Origin of the sequence: Paenibacillus filicis, from assembly GCF_038070315.1 — a bacterium.
In the GTDB taxonomy this organism is placed as follows: Bacteria; Bacillota; Bacilli; order Paenibacillales; family NBRC-103111; genus Paenibacillus_G; species Paenibacillus_G filicis.
This window is the reverse complement of the sequence record NZ_JBBPCC010000026.1, coordinates 53,974-72,145: the sequence shown is the minus strand read 5'-3', so window position 1 is coordinate 72,145 and position 18,172 is coordinate 53,974. Positions and strand designations below refer to the sequence as shown.

General features: G+C 55.5%; 21 protein-coding genes. 8 read left to right on the top strand and 13 right to left on the bottom strand.

From position 1 onward, the window contains the following. Nucleotides 1-38 precede the first annotated feature (38 nt). From WMW72_RS29855 to WMW72_RS29845, 3 genes are read left to right on the top strand one after another with little or no spacing between them, the layout of a single operon-like run. The gene (locus WMW72_RS29855; RefSeq protein ID WP_341419232.1) at nt 39-1,517 is read left to right on the top strand and encodes a spore germination protein; all 1,479 of its coding nucleotides are present in this window, start codon (nt 39-41) and stop codon (nt 1,515-1,517) included. Beyond that, nucleotides 1,518-2,588: a hypothetical protein gene (locus WMW72_RS29850; RefSeq protein ID WP_341419231.1), complete on the top strand. Its 1,071-nt coding sequence runs from the start codon at nt 1,518-1,520 to the stop codon at nt 2,586-2,588. After that, nucleotides 2,585-3,697, top strand: coding sequence for a Ger(x)C family spore germination protein (locus tag WMW72_RS29845; protein ID WP_341419230.1), 1,113 nt, complete (start codon nt 2,585-2,587; stop codon nt 3,695-3,697). The genes WMW72_RS29850 and WMW72_RS29845 overlap by 4 nt, the downstream gene beginning before the upstream one ends. 108 nt (nt 3,698-3,805) lie before the next feature. On the opposite strand, the gene WMW72_RS29840 is transcribed toward WMW72_RS29845, so the two are convergent. Together WMW72_RS29840 and WMW72_RS29835 are read right to left on the bottom strand one after the other, a co-directional pair. Next, complete coding sequence (locus WMW72_RS29840; RefSeq protein ID WP_341419229.1) at nt 3,806-4,216, bottom strand: VOC family protein; 411 nt, start codon at nt 4,214-4,216, stop codon at nt 3,806-3,808. Between the two features lie 92 nt (nt 4,217-4,308). Then, nucleotides 4,309-4,614 carry a winged helix-turn-helix transcriptional regulator gene (locus WMW72_RS29835; protein WP_341419228.1) on the bottom strand — a complete coding sequence of 102 codons (306 nt, stop codon included), beginning with the start codon at nt 4,612-4,614 and terminating at the stop codon, nt 4,309-4,311. A gap of 161 nt (nt 4,615-4,775) precedes the next feature. On the opposite strand from WMW72_RS29835, the gene WMW72_RS29830 reads away from it, so the two are divergent. Then, entirely contained in the window at nt 4,776-5,189 is a 414-nt protein-coding gene (locus WMW72_RS29830; protein WP_341419227.1) for a DoxX family protein, read from the top strand. Between the two features lie 149 nt (nt 5,190-5,338). On the opposite strand, the gene WMW72_RS29825 is transcribed toward WMW72_RS29830, so the two are convergent. The 8 genes from WMW72_RS29825 to WMW72_RS29790 form a co-directional block, all read right to left on the bottom strand. Then, on the bottom strand, nt 5,339-5,986 hold the full coding sequence (locus tag WMW72_RS29825; RefSeq protein ID WP_341419226.1) for a response regulator: 648 nt from the start codon (nt 5,984-5,986) through the stop codon (nt 5,339-5,341). Further along, nucleotides 5,967-7,043 carry a sensor histidine kinase gene (locus WMW72_RS29820; RefSeq protein WP_341419225.1) on the bottom strand — a complete coding sequence of 359 codons (1,077 nt, stop codon included), beginning with the start codon at nt 7,041-7,043 and terminating at the stop codon, nt 5,967-5,969. The genes WMW72_RS29825 and WMW72_RS29820 overlap by 20 nt, the downstream gene beginning before the upstream one ends. 16 nt (nt 7,044-7,059) lie before the next feature. Then, nucleotides 7,060-7,710: a cell wall-active antibiotics response protein LiaF gene (gene liaF, locus WMW72_RS29815; RefSeq protein ID WP_341419224.1), complete on the bottom strand. Its 651-nt coding sequence runs from the start codon at nt 7,708-7,710 to the stop codon at nt 7,060-7,062. A 125-nt stretch (nt 7,711-7,835) separates the two neighbouring features. Then, nucleotides 7,836-8,531, bottom strand: coding sequence for a PspA/IM30 family protein (locus WMW72_RS29810; protein WP_341419223.1), 696 nt, complete (start codon nt 8,529-8,531; stop codon nt 7,836-7,838). A 2-nt stretch (nt 8,532-8,533) separates the two neighbouring features. Further along, the gene (locus WMW72_RS29805) at nt 8,534-9,115 is read right to left on the bottom strand and encodes a PspC domain-containing protein (RefSeq protein ID WP_341419222.1); all 582 of its coding nucleotides are present in this window, start codon (nt 9,113-9,115) and stop codon (nt 8,534-8,536) included. Next, nucleotides 9,112-9,789 carry a PspA/IM30 family protein gene (locus tag WMW72_RS29800; protein WP_341419221.1) on the bottom strand — a complete coding sequence of 226 codons (678 nt, stop codon included), beginning with the start codon at nt 9,787-9,789 and terminating at the stop codon, nt 9,112-9,114. Before WMW72_RS29800 ends, WMW72_RS29805 begins: the two co-directional genes overlap by 4 nt. Before the next feature lie 42 nt (nt 9,790-9,831). Further along, nucleotides 9,832-10,134 carry a LiaF transmembrane domain-containing protein gene (locus WMW72_RS29795; protein ID WP_341419220.1) on the bottom strand — a complete coding sequence of 101 codons (303 nt, stop codon included), beginning with the start codon at nt 10,132-10,134 and terminating at the stop codon, nt 9,832-9,834. Between the two features lie 250 nt (nt 10,135-10,384). Further along, nucleotides 10,385-11,581, bottom strand: a complete 1,197-nt coding sequence (locus WMW72_RS29790) for a GNAT family N-acetyltransferase (protein WP_341419219.1) — start codon at nt 11,579-11,581, stop codon at nt 10,385-10,387. 384 nt (nt 11,582-11,965) lie between these two features. Between WMW72_RS29790 and WMW72_RS29785 the strand changes: the two genes are divergently transcribed. Next, nucleotides 11,966-13,180 carry a C40 family peptidase gene (locus WMW72_RS29785; RefSeq protein ID WP_341419218.1) on the top strand — a complete coding sequence of 405 codons (1,215 nt, stop codon included), beginning with the start codon at nt 11,966-11,968 and terminating at the stop codon, nt 13,178-13,180. Between the two features lie 150 nt (nt 13,181-13,330). Further along, nucleotides 13,331-13,423 carry a sporulation protein YjcZ gene (yjcZ, locus tag WMW72_RS29780; protein ID WP_341419217.1) on the top strand — a complete coding sequence of 31 codons (93 nt, stop codon included), beginning with the start codon at nt 13,331-13,333 and terminating at the stop codon, nt 13,421-13,423. Between the two features lie 63 nt (nt 13,424-13,486). On the opposite strand, the gene moaA is transcribed toward yjcZ, so the two are convergent. The 3 genes from moaA to WMW72_RS29765 are packed head-to-tail and all read right to left on the bottom strand — an operon-like array spanning nt 13,487 to nt 16,038. Beyond that, nucleotides 13,487-14,494, bottom strand: a complete 1,008-nt coding sequence (gene moaA, locus WMW72_RS29775; protein WP_341419216.1) for a GTP 3',8-cyclase MoaA — start codon at nt 14,492-14,494, stop codon at nt 13,487-13,489. Nucleotides 14,495-14,530: 36 nt separating this feature from the next. After that, complete coding sequence (locus WMW72_RS29770) at nt 14,531-15,337, bottom strand: pyruvate, water dikinase regulatory protein (RefSeq protein ID WP_341419215.1); 807 nt, start codon at nt 15,335-15,337, stop codon at nt 14,531-14,533. Between the two features lie 35 nt (nt 15,338-15,372). Then, nucleotides 15,373-16,038: a helix-turn-helix transcriptional regulator gene (locus tag WMW72_RS29765; RefSeq protein WP_341419214.1), complete on the bottom strand. Its 666-nt coding sequence runs from the start codon at nt 16,036-16,038 to the stop codon at nt 15,373-15,375. Nucleotides 16,039-16,248: 210 nt separating this feature from the next. Between WMW72_RS29765 and glpX the strand changes: the two genes are divergently transcribed. Both glpX and WMW72_RS29755 read left to right on the top strand, forming a co-directional pair. Continuing rightward, nucleotides 16,249-17,232, top strand: a complete 984-nt coding sequence (glpX, locus tag WMW72_RS29760) for a class II fructose-bisphosphatase (RefSeq protein WP_341419213.1) — start codon at nt 16,249-16,251, stop codon at nt 17,230-17,232. A gap of 64 nt (nt 17,233-17,296) precedes the next feature. Continuing rightward, complete coding sequence (locus tag WMW72_RS29755) at nt 17,297-18,115, top strand: sulfite exporter TauE/SafE family protein (RefSeq protein ID WP_341419212.1); 819 nt, start codon at nt 17,297-17,299, stop codon at nt 18,113-18,115. Nucleotides 18,116-18,172: the final 57 nt, after the last annotated feature.

The following is an 18,172-nucleotide window of genomic DNA, read 5'->3' as shown; positions in this document are numbered from 1 at the left end:
ATCAGGGTAATCCTAAAAGAAAAAAAGGGAGGATCCGTATGAAGCTGCAGCAAACGGTATATGCGCTTGTCCGCGATCTGGGCCGCCCTGCGGATTTGAAAATTGACTGGGTCCGCATCCCTGGACAGGAAGAACCGCAGGCGGCCGTCATAGCACTGGAAAGTATCACGGATCGGAACCTGCTGTATACGAAGCTGATCGACCCCATACAGAACGAATGGGTGAGCAAGGCCTCTCAGAACCAGGGCCATAGCCTTCCGGGAACGCTGTCCGTGAACGGACGGGCGGTTCCTCTGTCCTCTGACGCGATGGCTGCTGCCCTGTTCGAGGGCGAGGCTCTATTCCTTATGCATAACCGTAGTGAGGCTATCGCCGTCGCCATGCCCAATTGGAACAACCGATCGGTTTCAGAGCCGGAGCGCGAAAGCACCCTGATCGGGCCGAAGGATACGTTTATCGAGGACCTGTTCGTGAATATCTCCATGATTCGGCGCCGGATCCGCGATAAGGCGCTGTCCGTCGAAGAGTTCATCATCGGTCAATCCTCGAAATCCAAGGTCATGATCCTCAGCATGCGCGGTCTTGTCAACGAGAAGGCGCTGGAGGAATTTCGCCAGCGGCTGTCCGCCATCCGGATGGACGAAGTGCTCGACACGACGCAGATCGCCTATCTGGTCGTGGATCAGAAATATACGCCGTTTCCGATGTTTCAAGCGACCGAGCGGCCGGATAAAGCGGTCTCCGCGTTGATGGAGGGACGGTTTATCGTGATATCCGATACGACCCCCACGGTGCTGATCTTGCCCGTGACGATGACCTGCTTGTACGAGACGAGTGATGACTACTATTTTCCCAGCATATCCGGGACCTTTCTCCGCTGGGTCCGGCTGATCGGACTGGCGATCACCCTGTTTCTGCCGGCTTTATACATCGCCATAACCAGCATCAACCAAGATATGTTCCGCATCCAGTTCATGCTGGCCGTAGGAGCCAGCCGCGAAGGCGTCCCCTACCCCGTCTATGTAGAGGTCGTTATTATGCTGATCCTGATCGAGCTGATCAATGAGGCGACTGTCAGGCTGCCCAAAACCATCGGCGGAACGGCGACGATCGTTGGCGGGCTCATTATCGGTACGGCGGCTGCACAGTCCCATTTGATCAGCTATATCATGATCGTGATTACCGCCACTACCGCGATCGGCAGCTACACGGCGCCTAACTACATGGTCGGGCTGGCCTGGCGCTTATGCAGCTTCGCTCTGGTGCTGCTCGCCATCCCATGGGGACTGTACGGGATTGTCGTCGGTGCTGGCCTCATCGGCATGTATCTGTGCAGCCTGGAGTCGTTCGGCATTCCGTATACGGCCCCGTTCAGCACCTTCCGCTACCGGGATTTGTTCCGTGACGGACTAACCCGGGCCGCCTATCGCGCGTTCTCCGCCAAGCCCTCCACCTACAGCCCCCAGGCAGGAGGGAAACAGAGCGGGCTTGACGCAAGTAAGGAGGATCAATTCTAGATGAAGCTGTCACAGGAGGAATCCATCCATTACCCGGTGCTGCTGTTTATCACGATGCTCTCGATGTCCATCGCCAGGCTGCAGGGGGTTTTGCTGGGCAGCGTAGGCAGGAACGGCATTTGGGTCATTCTGAGTGTCTGGATCGTCGCCCAGGCCGGCTTGTGGTGCTGTCTGCAGGTCGGCAGGCGTTACGGGTCCCTGCTGCTTATCAGCGGTCCGGACCTCACAGCGCTGCAGCGACTGCTGTTTTTCTTCTACGCCCTGTTTTTCCTGAACGTCTGTTCCTTCATGAATCAGGTATTCGGGGACTTTATTTCCAAGATGCTGCTGAACGGCTCGTCAGCCTTTTACATATCGGTCGAAACCGTTCTGGCCACCGCCTCGGCGATGTTTTCACTGAAGACGCTCGCGCGATATGCGCATATTCTGCTGCTCTTTGCCGTTCCGTTCTTTCTGGCGTTGTCGTTCAGCCCGATTCTGAATTTCAGGGTGGACCGGCTGCTGCCTCTATGGAGCATGGAAGAGATCCTTCAGCCTTATCAGGCTATCGGTGCGGCCTTCCTGGCTTTCTCGCCGCTGGCGGCCATTCCTCTTATTCATGCGGGTCGGAAGCAGGTCAGCGGCAAGTCGGTTATGCTGCTGTCATTTCTGGTAGTCGCCCTGATCGTCTTTATTCTGATGGCGGGCATCGCGACCTATGGCATCCAGCGGGCCCGGGAATTTGTATACCTGCCCTACGGCACGATGAATGCGGTGCGTATCGAGAATTTTGTATTCGAGAGGATCGTGTTCCTATGGGTGCTGTACTGGAAATACATCGAGAGTCTGGGTACGGCGTTCATGCTCCGCTGCGGAGCACGCTGCATGGCCGGCTTGTTCGGCAGACGCATCGGACCCCTCTGGGTGATCGCGGCAGGCGCGCTCGTCCTGCTGGGCGGTAGGCTGACAGCCAGGCCCATCCTCTTCGACTTGTACGGAGTTGCCATCGGCTATTATTCCCTGGTGCTGGTGCTTATTCTGCCGATACTGCTCTACCTGAGGATGAAGTGGAAGGAGCGGACCCCGGCATGACTTATTCTATGCTTATCCGCACTTGTGCTCTGATCGTACTCACCCTGCTCGCAACGTCCGGCTGCTCCACGGTCAAGCAGATTAACCGGATCAGCTTCGTCACGGCGGTGGGCATCGACAAAACGGAGGCCGGCGTTCGCGTCTATGCACTTGCAGCGGTGCCCGGGAGATTCATGTCGCTGGCGCCGGGGGGAGCGGCCGGTCAGAGTGAATCGCCGAATTTCATGATCGAGCAGGAAGGTACGTCCGTATCTGACGCCCTATACCGGATGAAGCTCAAATCCGCCCGGGATCTCCAATTCGGGCATGTCAAAACCATCGTCTTCTCGGACGAAGCGGCCCGTGGCGGACTCGACGAGCATCTGGACCTGTTTATGCGACGCAGCGAATTTCAACCGACAGCCTGGGTAGCCATCTCCGAAGGAAGCGCCAAGAAGCTGCTGCTCCAGCAGCCGGAAGTGCCGGAATCCATCAGTGATCTATTTGTGGATATTTTCTCGCAGGTAGGCAGCGATTCCTTCGAAATTCTCCCCGTGTACCTGTACAATCTGTACGGCCTGACCGGGGAAAATGCTCAGAACGGCTACGCTCCGCTTCTCCAGACGATTCAAAAGGATAATCATGTCGGCGTCCAGGGAACGGCACTGTTCCGTCAGGACCGGATGATCGGGCAATTATCGCCGGAGGAAACCCTTACCCTGCAAATGCTGCAGGGCCAGAAGCTCAAGCCGGCCAGCTTCGTTCTGGACAAGAAAACCGTCTACCTCATGAACTACAAGGTAAAGCGCCAGGTGGGGGAAGGGAAGCTGCTGGTGCAGTTCTCTCTCGGCCTGGAGCTCGATCAGAGTCAAGGAAAACCGATCGGCACGCTGAAGGACCTCCGAGCCCTGGAGGAAGAGACCGGCAAGCTCGTCCAGAAGCAGACCGCTCAATTGATCAAGAAGCTTCAGAGCTTGAAATCAGATCCTGTCGGATTCGCTGCAGACTACCGGAAGTCTCACCATCTGCCAAGACTCGATATGGAGCCTTGGCTGGATGACCTATTCCCCACACTGCAGCCTGAGGTGACTGTCCAGGCGACACTGCTCCGTCGCGGAACGATCCAGTAAGCCAACCGGCCCAGCTCATCTATATACAAAACAAGCAGGCTCTCCTCCGTGAGGAAAGCCTGCCCCGGTTAACTTCTTTCTTGCCATGCCTGCCTTCTACGACCAACCCTACAGCTTGTCCTCGCCGGTGCTTTGGAATAGCTCGATCAGCTCTCCGTGCGGACCCTTGAAGAAGGACAGCCGTACCGGAATTCCGTTGATATCGACGTCTTTCGGTTCGACGGTCACTTCCGCTCCCGCCGCCCTTGCGCGCTCAGTCACGCCGTCCACATCTTCCGTTCTCAGAGCCAGATGGAGGAATGCTCCCTCAGGCTTCGGCCCCTCGGCTCCGCCTGCAAATACTTCCAGATAATTGCCGTCCCCGGTATCCAGCATAATGCCGCGCCCGTCGCCTTCTCCCCACTGATGACGAATCGTAAAGCCCAGTACCTCGGTGTAGAACTGCACCGTTCCTTCGAAATCGAATACCCGGATCGCCACATGGTGGAACCCGCCGGTTTTCAATACCGCATTGCTCATGAAGCAGACACCTGCCCTCATCAAGTTGAAATCAACCTCAGTATATCCTGTATCCGGCGTGCGCTCAACCTAATCTTTCCATACTTCGCACATTATGTCCACTCGTGAGCCCAGGTTTCAATGCCTCTCAATACGGGCTCAAGCGCCTGGCCTTTTTTCGTTAGGGAATATTCGATGCGGACAGGCATCTCCGGGAAGACGTCCCGATTGACAATCCCCTCCTGCTCCAAATCCTTCAATCGCTCCGAGAGCAGCCTTCCGCTGATGGGAAGCGCCGTCTCGATGGTACAGAACCGCTGAGGGCCTGCGAGCAATTGATGGATAATCAGCAAGGACCAACGCTTGCTGATCATTTGCGTCGCTTTCTCCATTTTCGGACAAGACGTCGATGGATTCATACGGCTTCACCTCGCTTATAGCTCTATTATACCCGAAATCAACTAATTATTATATAGTTGATAACATTTGATTAATTACTTGACTCAATTAAATTATTATAATATACTCACTTACATTAAGTAACTTAATTATCATACAACACAGGAGTGAACTTGAAATCATGAAATTAAACGTTAGCATCGGACTGCTGCTGCTCCGGGTCGTTCTTGGCCTTACCTTCGCTATTCACGGCTTTCTGAAATTCTCCGGAGGCATCGACCAGGTTTCGGGCTGGTTCCAAAGCATTCATCTGCCCGGCTTTACCGCTTATCTGGTCGCCGTTATTGAATTAGTCGGCGGAGTAGCCGTCATTCTTGGACTGGGAACCCGCTTCATATCCGCCCTCTTCTTCATCATCATGGCTGTCGCGCTCATCAAGGTGAAGCTGGCGCTGAGCTTTGCAGGCAGCGGGGAAGCCGCCGGCTACGAGCTGGAGCTCGTACTGCTGTTTCTGTCGGCCGGTCTCTCCTTCTCAGGAAGCCCGCTGTTGGCCGTCGAGCGGTTGTTTCTGGACTCCGCGAGCGATGAGCGCTGATCGGCTCCAGCTCCTCTGATACGTCCTTGAGCACGAACAAGCCCCGGACAGACCGGCTCTCCTGAGTCCGTTCTGTTCGGGGCTTGTTCGTTTATCTAAGCTAATCCATATGTAAGCCGCGGCAGCTCCACGGCTTCCGCTGAATGCGTCTATTCAACAAGTCCTTTTTTGTAGGCATAAATGGCGGCTTGCGTGCGATCCTCGACGCCCAGCTTGGCCAAAATATTCGTGACGTGGAATTTCACTGTCTTCACGCCAATGAACAAATCATCGGCCACGTCCTGGTTGGACTTGCCGGAGGCGATCAGCCTGAGCACCTCCATCTCCCGCTCCGTCAGCTCCTCATGCGGCAGAGCTGCCTGCTTGGGCTGCCGGAACCGGTTCATCAGCTTGGAGGCCACCTGCGACTCCAGCACCGACTGTCCCTTGACGGCCGAGCGGATCGCCTGGGCGATTTCCCCTGCGCGCGAGGTTTTCAGCAGGTAGCTGAACGCCCCGGCCTCGATGACCGGATAAATCTTCTCGTCGTCGATGAAGCTTGTCAGCACGATCACCTTGCAATTCGGGTGCTGCTCCAGCAGCCGCCTCGTCGTTTCAATGCCGTCCATGCCTTCCATCACGAGGTCCATCAGCACGACATCCGGACGGTATTCCAGCGCCAGCCGGATGCCTTCCTGTCCGCCGCTCGCCTCGCCGACCACCTCGATATCTTCCTCCGTGCCAAGTACTGCCGCTAGCCCGATCCGAACCATCTCGTGATCGTCGACCAGCAGCACTTTAATCGTCATCTCTTCCATGATGGGCTCCCCCTTCCGCCAATATCGGAATTCTGATCTCAATCCGCGTGCCCTTGCCCGGCGCTGTAATTAGGTTCATTGAACCGCCGATTTCGTTCACGCGTTCATGCATCGTGACCAAGCCATACGAGGCCTGCTTCTTGGTGTCGAGATTGAAGCCGACCCCGTTGTCGCGAATCAGCAGCTTGACGGCATCCAGCGTCGGCCGGGTCAGCCTCACCTCCAGCTTGGAGGCCTTGGAATGCCGCAGCGCATTCGACATCGCCTCCTGGGCGATACGGAACAGATGGTCCTCGATGCCCCGTGGCAGCTTGACGTCCTCGACAAATTCCCAGTCAATCTGCATCGGCACCTTGGCCGACAGCTCCTGCATAAGCTCGACAAGCCCTTCCGATAAGCGCTTGCCCTCCAGGTGCACGGGTCTAAGATGAAGCAGCAGCGCCCGCATCTCCGACTGCGCGACGGAAGCCATCTCCTCGATCAGGAAAATTTGCCGCTGCGCTTTGTCGAAGTCTTTCTCCAGCGTACGTCCGACAGCAGTCGCCGTCATCGAGATCGCGAACAGCTGCTGGCTCACCGCATCGTGCAGCTCGCGGGCCAGCCGCTGCCGCTCCTCCACGATCGCCGAGTATTTGGCTCGCTGGGCAAGCTGAGCGTTATTGCTGGACAGACGCTGCAGCGAGGAGACCTGCTCCTCCCATTTCTTCGTAATCTGGTTGAGCTGCTCGCCGAGCCGGCCGATCTCGTCTTCTCCCAGCGGCGGTACCGAGCGGCTCAGGTTCCCCTTCTCCAGCGACAGCATGACCTCACGCAGCAGCTCCAGCCTGCGTTTGATCCGATTGGCCGACCATAAGCCGTAAGAAGCGCCGATAATGACCGTGATGACGATCAGCGTCAGACTCAGGCTTACGCCTTCCTTCCATGATTCGAATGGCTTCAGGTACCCGTTAGCCTGGAGGAAGTACACGATAACGGCAAACAGAACAAGGCTGAGCCCCATGGACTCGGCCATATTCCGCCATATCATATTGGTTAGACGCTTTTCATGTCCGTCCATATCCGGGCCTCCAGCGCTACACGATTTTTATATCGATATCCGCGATTACGTAGGACATCTCGAGCTTCACCTGGCGGTCAGCCGTCCAGTAATTGGGCGACTGCCAGACCAACTTGTTCAGCATGCCTGCTTCCTTGTCATAGCCAATGCTTGTTTGGCCGAACACCACGGAAGTGGTGATGGAGAGCCCTACGTCCTCCGGAACAATCACATCTATATCTCCGATCACTCCCTGGAGAACGATCGTCGTTTCTTTGTGCTCGGGAATCGCATAGGTGAGATCCATATGGATCTCTCCAAGCACGTTCCAGATCGACATATTCCGCAAGATCCAGGGCTCGCGTCCCCAGCGGATACTATCGATGATGCTTTGCTTGCGGTAATGCTGATCATCCCTGTGCAGCTTGCGTGATTTATTGTAGAAGAATCCTAGCGAAATAAAAATGACGGCGATCACCAGGGGCAGATTCCCCCCGATCAGCAGCACCAGTCCGATGATCATGAGCACGTAGCCCTTGCGTCCTGAGCCTGAGCGGGTTTTGTACACCCCGAGCAAAAGCAGAAAGAGGGCGACAATCGTCATGAAGCTAAGATGATCGTCTGCCAGTAGAAATACGCCCGCACCAATCAACACCAACGCAATGTTGCGGTTCCGCTTGCTGTTCATGCTGCCGCCCCCTTTCGCAAGTTCTACCCTAGTTGAAGGCAAAAGCCACGGCGGCTCCAACAGGCCCCCATGGCTTTTTGCCTATCCTAGCATATCACAACTGCCCTGTTCACTCCAATGGCTGTTTACTGCTCCGACGAAATCTTCTCTTTCAGCAAATTGAGCTGCTCATCCAGCTTCTGCTGTTTGGCCGGGTCGGCCGGAGCACCGGTGTTGTAGAGAGAGCCGCCGTAAGAAGCAGAGCCTACATAAGGCTTGCGGGCAATCTCGGCTTCCACCTCAAGAGTCATGATCTTCTCTTCCATGCGGCGGAAGCCCTTCACGGCATTGCCGCCCTCGATCACATTGTTCGCCGTCACTTCGGCCATTTGCTTCTTGGCCTTAGCGAGTTGAGCCCGTGTGATCAGCTCGCTGCGCTTGTTGCGCATCTGGTAGAACGAATCCTTCATCTCATGCAGCTGGGCTACCAGCTCAGCCGCTTGCGACTTGGCCTGCTCATGCATATCCGTGTATTCGACAATTTTGCCGTCGTAGTACAGCTTTTGCTCCAGCGCCTGACGGGCTGTCGCCTCCTGGTCGTTTTTCAGCGCATCCTTGGCCTGAGCCTCGAACTGGGCAGCCAGACGGAACGACTCGTCCAGGCGCTCCTTCAGCTTGCGCTCGCTGGCGATTTGACGGGCGACCGTCACTTCCGCTTGGGCGATTTCTTCTTCCATATCGCGGATATATTGATTCAGCATGATGATCGGATCTTCGACTTTATCCAGTACCTCGTGCAGCGATGCCTTCGTCATATCTTTAATTCTAGAAAATACTCCCATGATTAGATCTCTCCTTTAGGTGGTTGATTTTGTTGGGCTTGCCCGTTTTGCTGCTTTTCGTATTTGGAGACTTTGGCGCGAAGCTCTTCGATTTCTTTCCACATGGCTTTCTTCTCGATGTCCTTCATCATATCGTCGAGATCGCTGCCCGTCGTATCAGAAGCGTTCTGCGTATGGTGCGAGTAGCTCCCCGCTTGGGGGTTAGCCTGGCTATGGCCTGCGGCGTATTCGGCCTCATATTCACGGTATCGGTTAGGATCTGAACCTCCGGCTTCCCAGCCGTACTTTCTGGCTTTGCGGTAATGCCGTTCCGCACGTCTCCAGTCCTTCCAGCTGCCGAATTGGTGTTCGCTGTGCCCATAGGGACCGGCAGGACCGCGGCCGTAGGGACCGCCTGAGTACGGTTCGCTAGGAATCACCAGTGCGGCCAGCACGTAGATGCCGAGTGCAACTCCGGAAGTGAATATAGTAGCGAGTACAGTGATCAGTCTTAACAGCGTCGAGTCGATGCCCATCATTTCTGCCAGACCGCCGCACAAGCCGGTTAACTTACGATCGGTTCGGGAACGGTACAGTTTCGTCATGGCCGATTCCATCCCTCCTGCTTCAACTTGCTGCGGAGCTTATCGAGCTCTTCCTCCACAGCCGAAGCCGCTCCGCTTACCGAAGTCCAGGCTTCTCTGACGTGGCCCCGTACCTCTCTGAGCGTCCTCGCGGTCAGCTCCATGTCCGACACCCGTTCATCGAGACGGTCGAACAGCCGTGGCGAGGGTCCGCTGCCCATGCTGCGCATTCTCTCATTCATCCGCTGCTGCAGCCGGACCGATTCGAGCCGGGCGATGTAGTAGCTGCGCTTCGAAGCAATCTCATCGAAGTCCGCTTTCAGCTGCTGCACCTGCTCCTCCAGCTCCACGATGCCGAGCTTGCTCTGCTCGTACAGCGCCTTGTACTGCGCAGCTTTCTCCTCCTGGGCGATCTTCTCTTGCAGCGCGATCCGGGCTACCCCGTCCTCGCCTGCTCGGAGCGCCATCGCCGCCTGATGCTCGCGGCGCTCCTTGAGCTGCTCGGCCGACGTGTACTGATGCCGAAGCGATGCCGCATGGCTCAAACATTGCTGCAGCAGCCGTTCCGATTCCCGGATCTGCTCCGACTGCGAAGCTAAGTATTTGTCAATCAGCCGAACCGGATCTTCCGAGTTCTCTAACATTTCATTAAAGTGTGCAACCGTGATATCACGGAATCTTTTGCCTAGACTCATATCGGACTCAACCACCTTTTCCTTCAAATATCGATGATGCGCTTAGTAGACCGAATTTTTGCGGATGAGCGAAACGCCGTACCAGATCAACGCTCCTGCAAACAGTAGACCGATCAGACCGGAGAGCTTACCTAATAGCGCCAGACCACCGATGCCGATGAGCAGCAATCCGATGATCGTCTTCCCGTTCTTCAGTCCCAGGAATCCGAAGCCGACCATAGCGATCGGGAACAGATAACCCATGATGTGACTGCCGAGATGATGAATGCCCATCTTATTCAAGAGGATCAAGGCACCGAAGAAAATCATCACCAGGGCGATACCCGTGTGTTTATTCATTCTCATGTAATTCGTTTCACCGCCTCTCTTGTTTGCCTGTTGCTTATGTCTTTATTCTAGATAAAATCGGGTTCGCCCAAAACGAACCTGCGACGGGTTTTCCAACTCGACTAAAGTCCAGTAACCGGCTCGTCCAGGGACAAGAAGCGGGGAGCGGCGCTGCTCAAGGGCGCAGATGAACGGCAAATACCCCGGTGCACGTAGCACCGGGTTCTTGATTCTTCTATATCACTCAGGTCGCAGCCATTCTCACAGCCTAGAAGAAATCCCCAATAAATACAGCCTGGGGCGGCACAAGCCTCTCCAGCAGCTCCACCGCCTGCTCTTCCCCCTGCAGCCGGCCAATCTCGTGAAGGAACGAAGCTGTGCGATAGCCCATCAGAAGCGCCGACAGCGTCTGGACCGAACAAGCCAGTTGAGGCAGATTCAGATTCCCCAGCTCCTCAGCAGCCTCACGGACCACAGCTTTCCCTGATTCATCCACGGTCACATGCCAGACGGCCTGGTTCCAGGGAGCGTGCTCGTCCTGGATCTTCAGACAGAAGCTGCCTTCCATGCCTGAGGCAAACGGAAATTTATCCAGGAACGCGGGAACATCCACAATCCGCGCCATAATGGTAGGGACGATCTCCTGCTTCACCCGCGGGTTGTCCAGAAGGAACGGCAGCGCTTCGTCAGTCGGCGCATTCCAAGTCAGCTTCTCCAGCATGGAATCATGATCCGAGAGAAAGCGCCACAGTCCCAGCTTGGCCTCGTGGTTCAGGGCGATCAGCTCGTGGACCTTGAGCACCCGCTCCTTCACCTGGTACATCACATAGCCGGCCGGTTCGCCCGCTTCATTATAATAGACCGCGGTCATTCCACGCTTGGTAAAAAGCACCCGGTGCGTCCACCAGGCTTCACTGCGGTTCAGCATCCCGTTATAGCCCGCCGCATACGCCGAGTATATGGTATGGAGCACTTCCCAGCCGCCATCGCTCCTGACGACCTTCCCCTTGCCTCCGGGCCACTTGGGCAACTGGGACACGACGAGCTCCAGTTGCTTCTGCTCCGCACACATTTCCCAGCCGAATTTGCGGTAGAAACCGAATTCGAACGGATAGAGGAAGGAGATCGTCTGCCCCTTCTCCTTCATCGCAAGCAGAGCCTGCAGGATCAGCTTCTTCACCAGCCCACCCCGCCGGTATTCCGGCCAAGTCGCGACACCTGCTACACCGCCCATAGGCAGCGCGTGTCCCTGGATGTAGCATTGGAAATCATTAATCGCCAGCTTCGCAGCGAGCCGGCCATCCACATAAGCCCCCCACTGCTCCTGCTCAGGAAGCATGGCCTCACGGTGCCTGCGGTCCTCCTCCGACAGCTCGTATTGAAAGGCGAAGGCTGATAGCTCCATCGCTTCTGCTATTTGCTCAGCCGGAATCCGGCGTATGTCTACCCATTCCTGATCTTGCATCCTGTCACACCCCGTCCTTCTTCATCCTAATGATTGGCAGCAGTTATCCAATTATTGTACCCTACCTGAACAGGTATTTCTATCATTTGGATTTTACGACCGTGACTATCAGACTATTTTATTATCGGACCCAGAACTTCGATTCGTTTATTTCCAATATTTACACCAGGAGATTGAATTACAAATAAAGCTTAGTACCCTTTACATGCTTAGACGTGAAAGGCTTTCAGATATACAAGCTCCTTTTCGACCAGTTCGGCCAACCCCAGAGACCAGGACCTGTAAAGTATTACCGCTAATCTTCGGAAAACAGCTATGCTATCATGAACCTGTAGCAAGGTATATTTTGGATGCATGAACACTCATTCAGGAGGCTCGGTATTCATGAAAAAAAAGCTGCTGGCCATCATGCTCAGCGCAGTCGTCTCAGCAACCGCCATACCCTTTCAAGCTTTGGCCTTTTATACGGAAGCAGCCAAGATCAAGGTCGTGCAGGGCGTAAACTTCCGCAATCAGCCTTCGACAGATAGTCAAAAAATACGTCTGTTGAAAGCCGGAGAACTACTGGATCTTATAAGCATTCCGAACAGCAGCTGGCTGTACGCGCGCGATGCTTCCGGACAAGCCGGCTATGTATCCTCCTCGTCAACCTACGTTCAGAACGTACAGGTCCAAGTCCCGGCCGCACCTAACGCGAAGATCATAAGCTCGGTTTCATTTCGTACCGGACCTTCTACAGGCAGCTCACGGATCCGTTACCTCAAGGAAGGTGAGAAGGTCCTGATCCTGGAGAAGGTGAACAGCTTCTGGTACCGTGTTATGGATGCCCATGACGCCATAGGCTACGTCAGTACCGATTCTCAATACATAGAACCGTCAGATGTACAGAGTCCTCCTACACAGGAAGAACCGGAAGAAGAGCATTTCCAGTCTCCGCCCAACGCAACAGTAGTCAAATCCGTTTCATTCCGGACGGCTCCCGGCACAGATGCTTCCCGAATCCGTTATCTGTCTGCGGGAGAGAAGGTAGCCGTGCTGAATAAGTACAACGAGTACTGGTACAGCGTCGAGGACCGTAACGGCGTCGTCGGCTATGTCAGCACAAGCTCCGCTTACATAAGCACGACCTTCGTAGAGCCTTATAAGCAGCTCGATCCCACTATTGCTGCCGAGAAAGTCATCCAGGCGGGTATGCGTTACCTGGGCACACCATACGAATTCGGCTCCAGCCGTTATGATACCAGCACCTTCGATTGCTCGGATTTCGTCCGTCAGGCATTCATCGACGGTATCCAGCAGCAGCTTCCCGGCGATTCCCGCACCCAGGCCTCTTATGTGAAATCCGTCGGCAAGACGTCTACGGACTGGCGCAAGTTGAAGCGCGGCGACCTGCTATTCTTCATGTCCTACAAGGGCTCCAAAGCAGCTGATTATACCGGCATCGATAAGTCTAAGGCTGCCGTTACCCATGTGGGTATTTATCTGGGCAATGGCCAGGTGCTGCATACGTATTCCGTAGAATCGGGCGGTGTACGGATCGATTCCATCGAGGGCAATGCGTGGGAATACCGCTTGCTCTTCGGGGGAAGCACCCATTAATTTGGTTATTCAACCTTCATATATCTCCTCTTATTCGTCCGTCCTCCTGGTGGAGGGCGGATATTTTTTGTCTGATAACGGGTGAACGTCCGGACCGTTTATAACTAAGGCTCATATGGTAGTATGAAGTCTTCTGAAAGGGGGATTCACATGAGCGCAGTTGGCGGATTTCACACCTCGGCTGGGGTTATCCTGGTACTGTTTATCCTGCTGGTTATCATTTCCCGGACGTTCCTTATCTAACAGCCCCAAGTCATAAAAAAACGGGATCTGCTCCTCGGAGCAGATCCCGTTTTTTAGTTAGAGTTATCCGCCGATCTGCGACATCCTTCGCTCCGTCGGCGTGTGGCTCTGCCGTTCGTTCTCCAGCGCTTTGGCCATTTCATGGCTTTCCGGCTTCACATCGAGCGCGCGGAAGAACAGCTCGGCCAGCTTGCGGTCATCCCCGATCACGCTGCGCACGTTGAACTCATCCGACCAATACAAGCATGGCTTGATATTGCCGTCCGCCGTCAGGCGCAGCCGGTTGCAGGTCTGGCAGAAGTGATCGCTGACCGGATGGATCAGGCCAAAGGAGCCTGCCGCACCGGCGATTCGGTAATTCTTAGACGGCCCGTTCCCCCGAACCTCCTGATCCAGCTCCTGAGCTGCCCAGCCCTTCGCCTCGCACCGCCTCAGTACCTCGCCCAGCGGGAGATACCTCGACTTCCAGCCATGATCGTCATGTCCGATCGGCATGTATTCGATGAACCGGACATGCAGCTCCTCTTCCATACTCAGCCGAAGGAAATCCTCGATCTCATCGTCATTCATGCCTCGCATCAGGACGACGTTCAGCTTGATCGGATCGAGCCCCACGCGTCTGGCTGCCTCCAAGGACTGCAGAACGCGGTTCACATCTCCGCCTCGCGTAATCAACCGGAAGCGGTCTTCACGAAGCGAGTCCAGACTGAAGTTGATCCGCGTCAGTCCCGCCTCCCGGAACGCTTCCGCCCGTGACGCGAAATGAATACCGTTGGTCGTCAACGCAATATCATCGATTCCCCGGATGCTGTGCAGCCTACCGACCAGAGTCTCCAAGTGACGGCGCACTAGCGGCTCCCCGCCCGTCAGGCGAATTTTCCTTACCCCATAACCGGCGAGCACGCGCACGACCTCATAAATTTCATCGAAAGACAGCATCTTGTCCTCCGGCTCAAACACCATGCCTTCCTCCGGCATGCAGTACACACAGCGCAGATTGCAGCGGTCCGTGACGGAAATGCGGAGATAGTCGTGAATACGTCCGAATCGATCTGTCAGTACCTGCGTCACTTCCGTTCACCTCCACTGGATGGTCTTAAGCTGTCGTTAGCGGAGATCGCCCATGATGATGCCCGCAGTTTCCTCGATCGCTTTATCGGTCACATTGATGATCAGAGCCCCGACCTGCTTCATCAGCGATTGCGCATAGTTCAGCTCTTCCTCGATCCGCTCCATCGTCGCGTACTTGGCTCCGAACGGCAGTCCAACGGCCTTGAGCCGCTCCGTACGGATTTTGAAGAGCTTCTCCGCATCCATCGTCAAGCCAACGATCCGGTTGCTCGGAACGAGGAACAGCTCGCGGGGAGGCTTCACTTCCGGCACAAGCGGCAGATTGGACACCTTGATCCCCTTGTGCGCCAGAAAGATGCTCAGCGGCGTCTTGGATGTCCTCGATACGCCGATTAGCACCAGGCTCGCCTTCAGCAGCGAGCTCGTGTCGCGCCCGTCGTCGCATTTCACCGCGAACTCCACCGCCTCGACGCGGCGGAAATAATCTTCATCCAGCCGGTGCAGCAGCCCCGGCTCGCGCTTAGGTGCATCATTGAACGTATCGACGAAAGCCTCCATCATCGGGCCCATAATATCGACAGCCCGTACGCCCAGCCTCACCGCCTCTTCCTTCATCGTCTCCCGCAGCTCCGGCTGGACTAGCGTATACGCGATAAATCCGCCCCGCTGCGCGGCAGACTCCACGATGGAGCGGATTTCATCCTCTGATTTAATATGGCCGATCCGCTTGGTCGTGACCTGATGGGCATCGAATTGACGGATCGTAGCCTTGACGACCGCCTCAGCGGTTTCTCCGACGGAATCGGAGCATATGGTAATCTGGTAGTGCCTATCTTCTTTCATTCGGTTCTTCTCCTTACTATCCGAATCGATGTCGTTTACCGATCTATAGCCAGATCGAGCAGAAGCTGCGTCATAATCGTCTTCGTAATCCGTCCGACGACTTCCCAGCGTGTCCGTCCTCCGACATGCTCGGCTTTGGCGGGAACGACGACGGGAAGACTGTCCACCTGGTGATTGATCATCTTATGAGCCGCATCGATGACCGACTCATCGGGCGATACATGAATCACATTCGGCTCCCGGGTCATGACCATACTGACCGGCATGGAGGCGGCATTCGTATTGCCCAAAGTGAACTTCAACAGATCCTTGCGGGAGATAACCCCGGACAGACAGCCGTCTTCCCCGATCACGATCAGGCTGCCGACATTCTCCATGAACAGGGAAACGACCGCGTCATGAACGGATGCCTGTTCCCCCACCACGACCGGGATGGATTGTACATCGCGGATTTTCAGTGCCAGCAGCTTGCGCGATACATGGGTTCCGGTATTGACCGACGACCCAGCCGTATATCCTACCTTGGGCTTGGCATCGATCAGTCCCAGCATGACGAGCAGCGCCAGATCGGATCGCAAGGTCGGCCTGCTGAGGCCGAGCTGCTCTGCTATTTGTTCGCCGGTAATCGGCGCATGGGCTTTCACTAGCTCTACAATCTGTAATTGGCGCGCAGTCAGTTCGATGACCGGTTCCCCCCTCATCCTGCAGCGGCTAACTTGAGGCCGCTTCATCCTATTCAATTGTACCAAAAACAGTCCTTTTCTCATAGAAGCGTTTCTTTCATACGTAAGAATTCGAATTATTAGGTCATAAATATAATCATATTTCATATATTGCGCATTAATTACTTATTAAGTATACTATATTAAGATTAATAGAACCAATTATATAGATGCGAGGAGTGGGGATCGATGGAACGGGAACTGGCACTGGAGATCGTCAGAGTGACGGAGCTGGCCGCCTTGTCGGCAGCCGCCTGGATGGGCCGCGGAGACAAGCATCAGGCGGATGGAGCGGCTACCGCGGCGATGAGAGCGATGTTCGACTCTGTTTCCGTGAGAGGCACGGTCGTGATCGGAGAAGGCGAGATGGACGAAGCGCCCATGCTATACATAGGAGAAGCCGTCGGCAACGGCCAGGGGCCTGAGGTAGATGTAGCCGTCGATCCGCTGGAGGGCACCGAGCTGGTTGCCAAGGGGCTCAACAATGCGCTGGCCGTCATCGCGATAGCCGGCAAGGGTCAACTCCTGCATGCGCCCGATATGTATATGGAAAAGCTCGCCGTTGGCCCAGCCCTGACCGGCAAGCTAAGCTTGGACGATCCGCTGGAGACAACGCTCCATAAGGCGGCCGCTATCCTGGATAAGCCGCTCCGCAACTTGACGGTCATGATCCTAGACCGGGACCGGCACCGCGAACAGATCGAGACCTTGCGCCGCGTCGGGGTCCGGATCAAGCTCCTGAGCGATGGCGATGTGGCCGGCGCCATGGCCCCCGCTTTGTCCGAGTCGGGCATCGACCTGTATGTAGGGTCAGGAGGCGCCCCCGAGGGCGTATTAGCCGCCGCTGCGCTGCGCTGCCTGGGGGGCGAGCTGCTCGGCAAGCTGCTGCCGGCGGATGAGGACGAACTGGCACGCTGCCAGGCCATGGGCATCCATGATCCGTCCAGGCTGCTCAGCATGGACGATATGGTCGGTACCGGTGATGTGATTTTCGCGGCGACAGGCATTACACCCGGCGAATTTCTCAGCGGCGTCCGGTATACGCCGGACCATCGTGCCGATACACATTCCATCGTCATGCGGGCAAAAACCCGCACAATCCGCTTCATCCAATCCAGCCATTACTTGCCTCATAAACTGCTATTGAACGATATTCTAGAGCTCCAGCATTGATCTTGACCGTTCCTGTGTTAATATTTAGGTTAGTGAATTATTGACCAGGAAGAAGGTTAACCTCATGAGCATTTTATTTTTCACGGCAGTCGGTCTGTTCGCTGCCACCTTCGGCAGCCTAGTCGGATTGGGCGGAGGCGTCATTATTGTGCCGGCGCTTGTCTATCTCGGTCCTTTATTCGTGGGACAGACGATATCTGTCTCCACCGCAGTCGGCACGTCGCTGGCCGTCCTGATCTTTACGGCTCTGTCCTCGACCTTGACCTTCGTCAAGCAGAAGCGCGTAGACTTCAAGAGCGGCTGGCTGTTCATCATCACCTGCGCTCCAGGAGCGATGCTCGGCTCTTATGTGACCCAGTTTGTCAATGCCGATTCGTTCCAGCTCAGCTTCGGTATCTTCATGCTGCTGATGGCCATTCTGCTGATCGTGAAAGGGTACATCAAGCCGCTCAAAGTGCAGTGGAGCGTCAACCGTACCTATACCGATGGTAAAGGCGAGACTTACGAGTACGGATACAGCCTGCTGCCCGCGCTCACGATCGGTCTGGCGGTCGGATTTCTCTCCGGTCTATTCGGGATCGGCGGGGGCTCTCTTTTCGTCCCGGCAATGGTGCTGCTGTTCCGGTTTCCTCCCCATGTCGCGACGGCAACTTCCATGTTCGTCATTCTGCTGTCTTCCCTGATGGGTACGTTCACCAAGATCTCGCTGGGCCAGGTCGATTACTGGATGATGATTTGCCTCGCGCCCACCGCTATCATAGGCGGCTGGCTGGGTGCCAAAATTGCCAGCAAGCTGAGCAGCGACAAGCTCCTCTGGGTGCTGCGTATCTCCTTTGTCATCATCGCGGTCAAGATGATTTTGGAGGGACTTCATATTTTGTGACCGTATAAAACTCCCCTTCCTCTTCCACACTAAGAAAAACACTGGAGGAATGGGGGA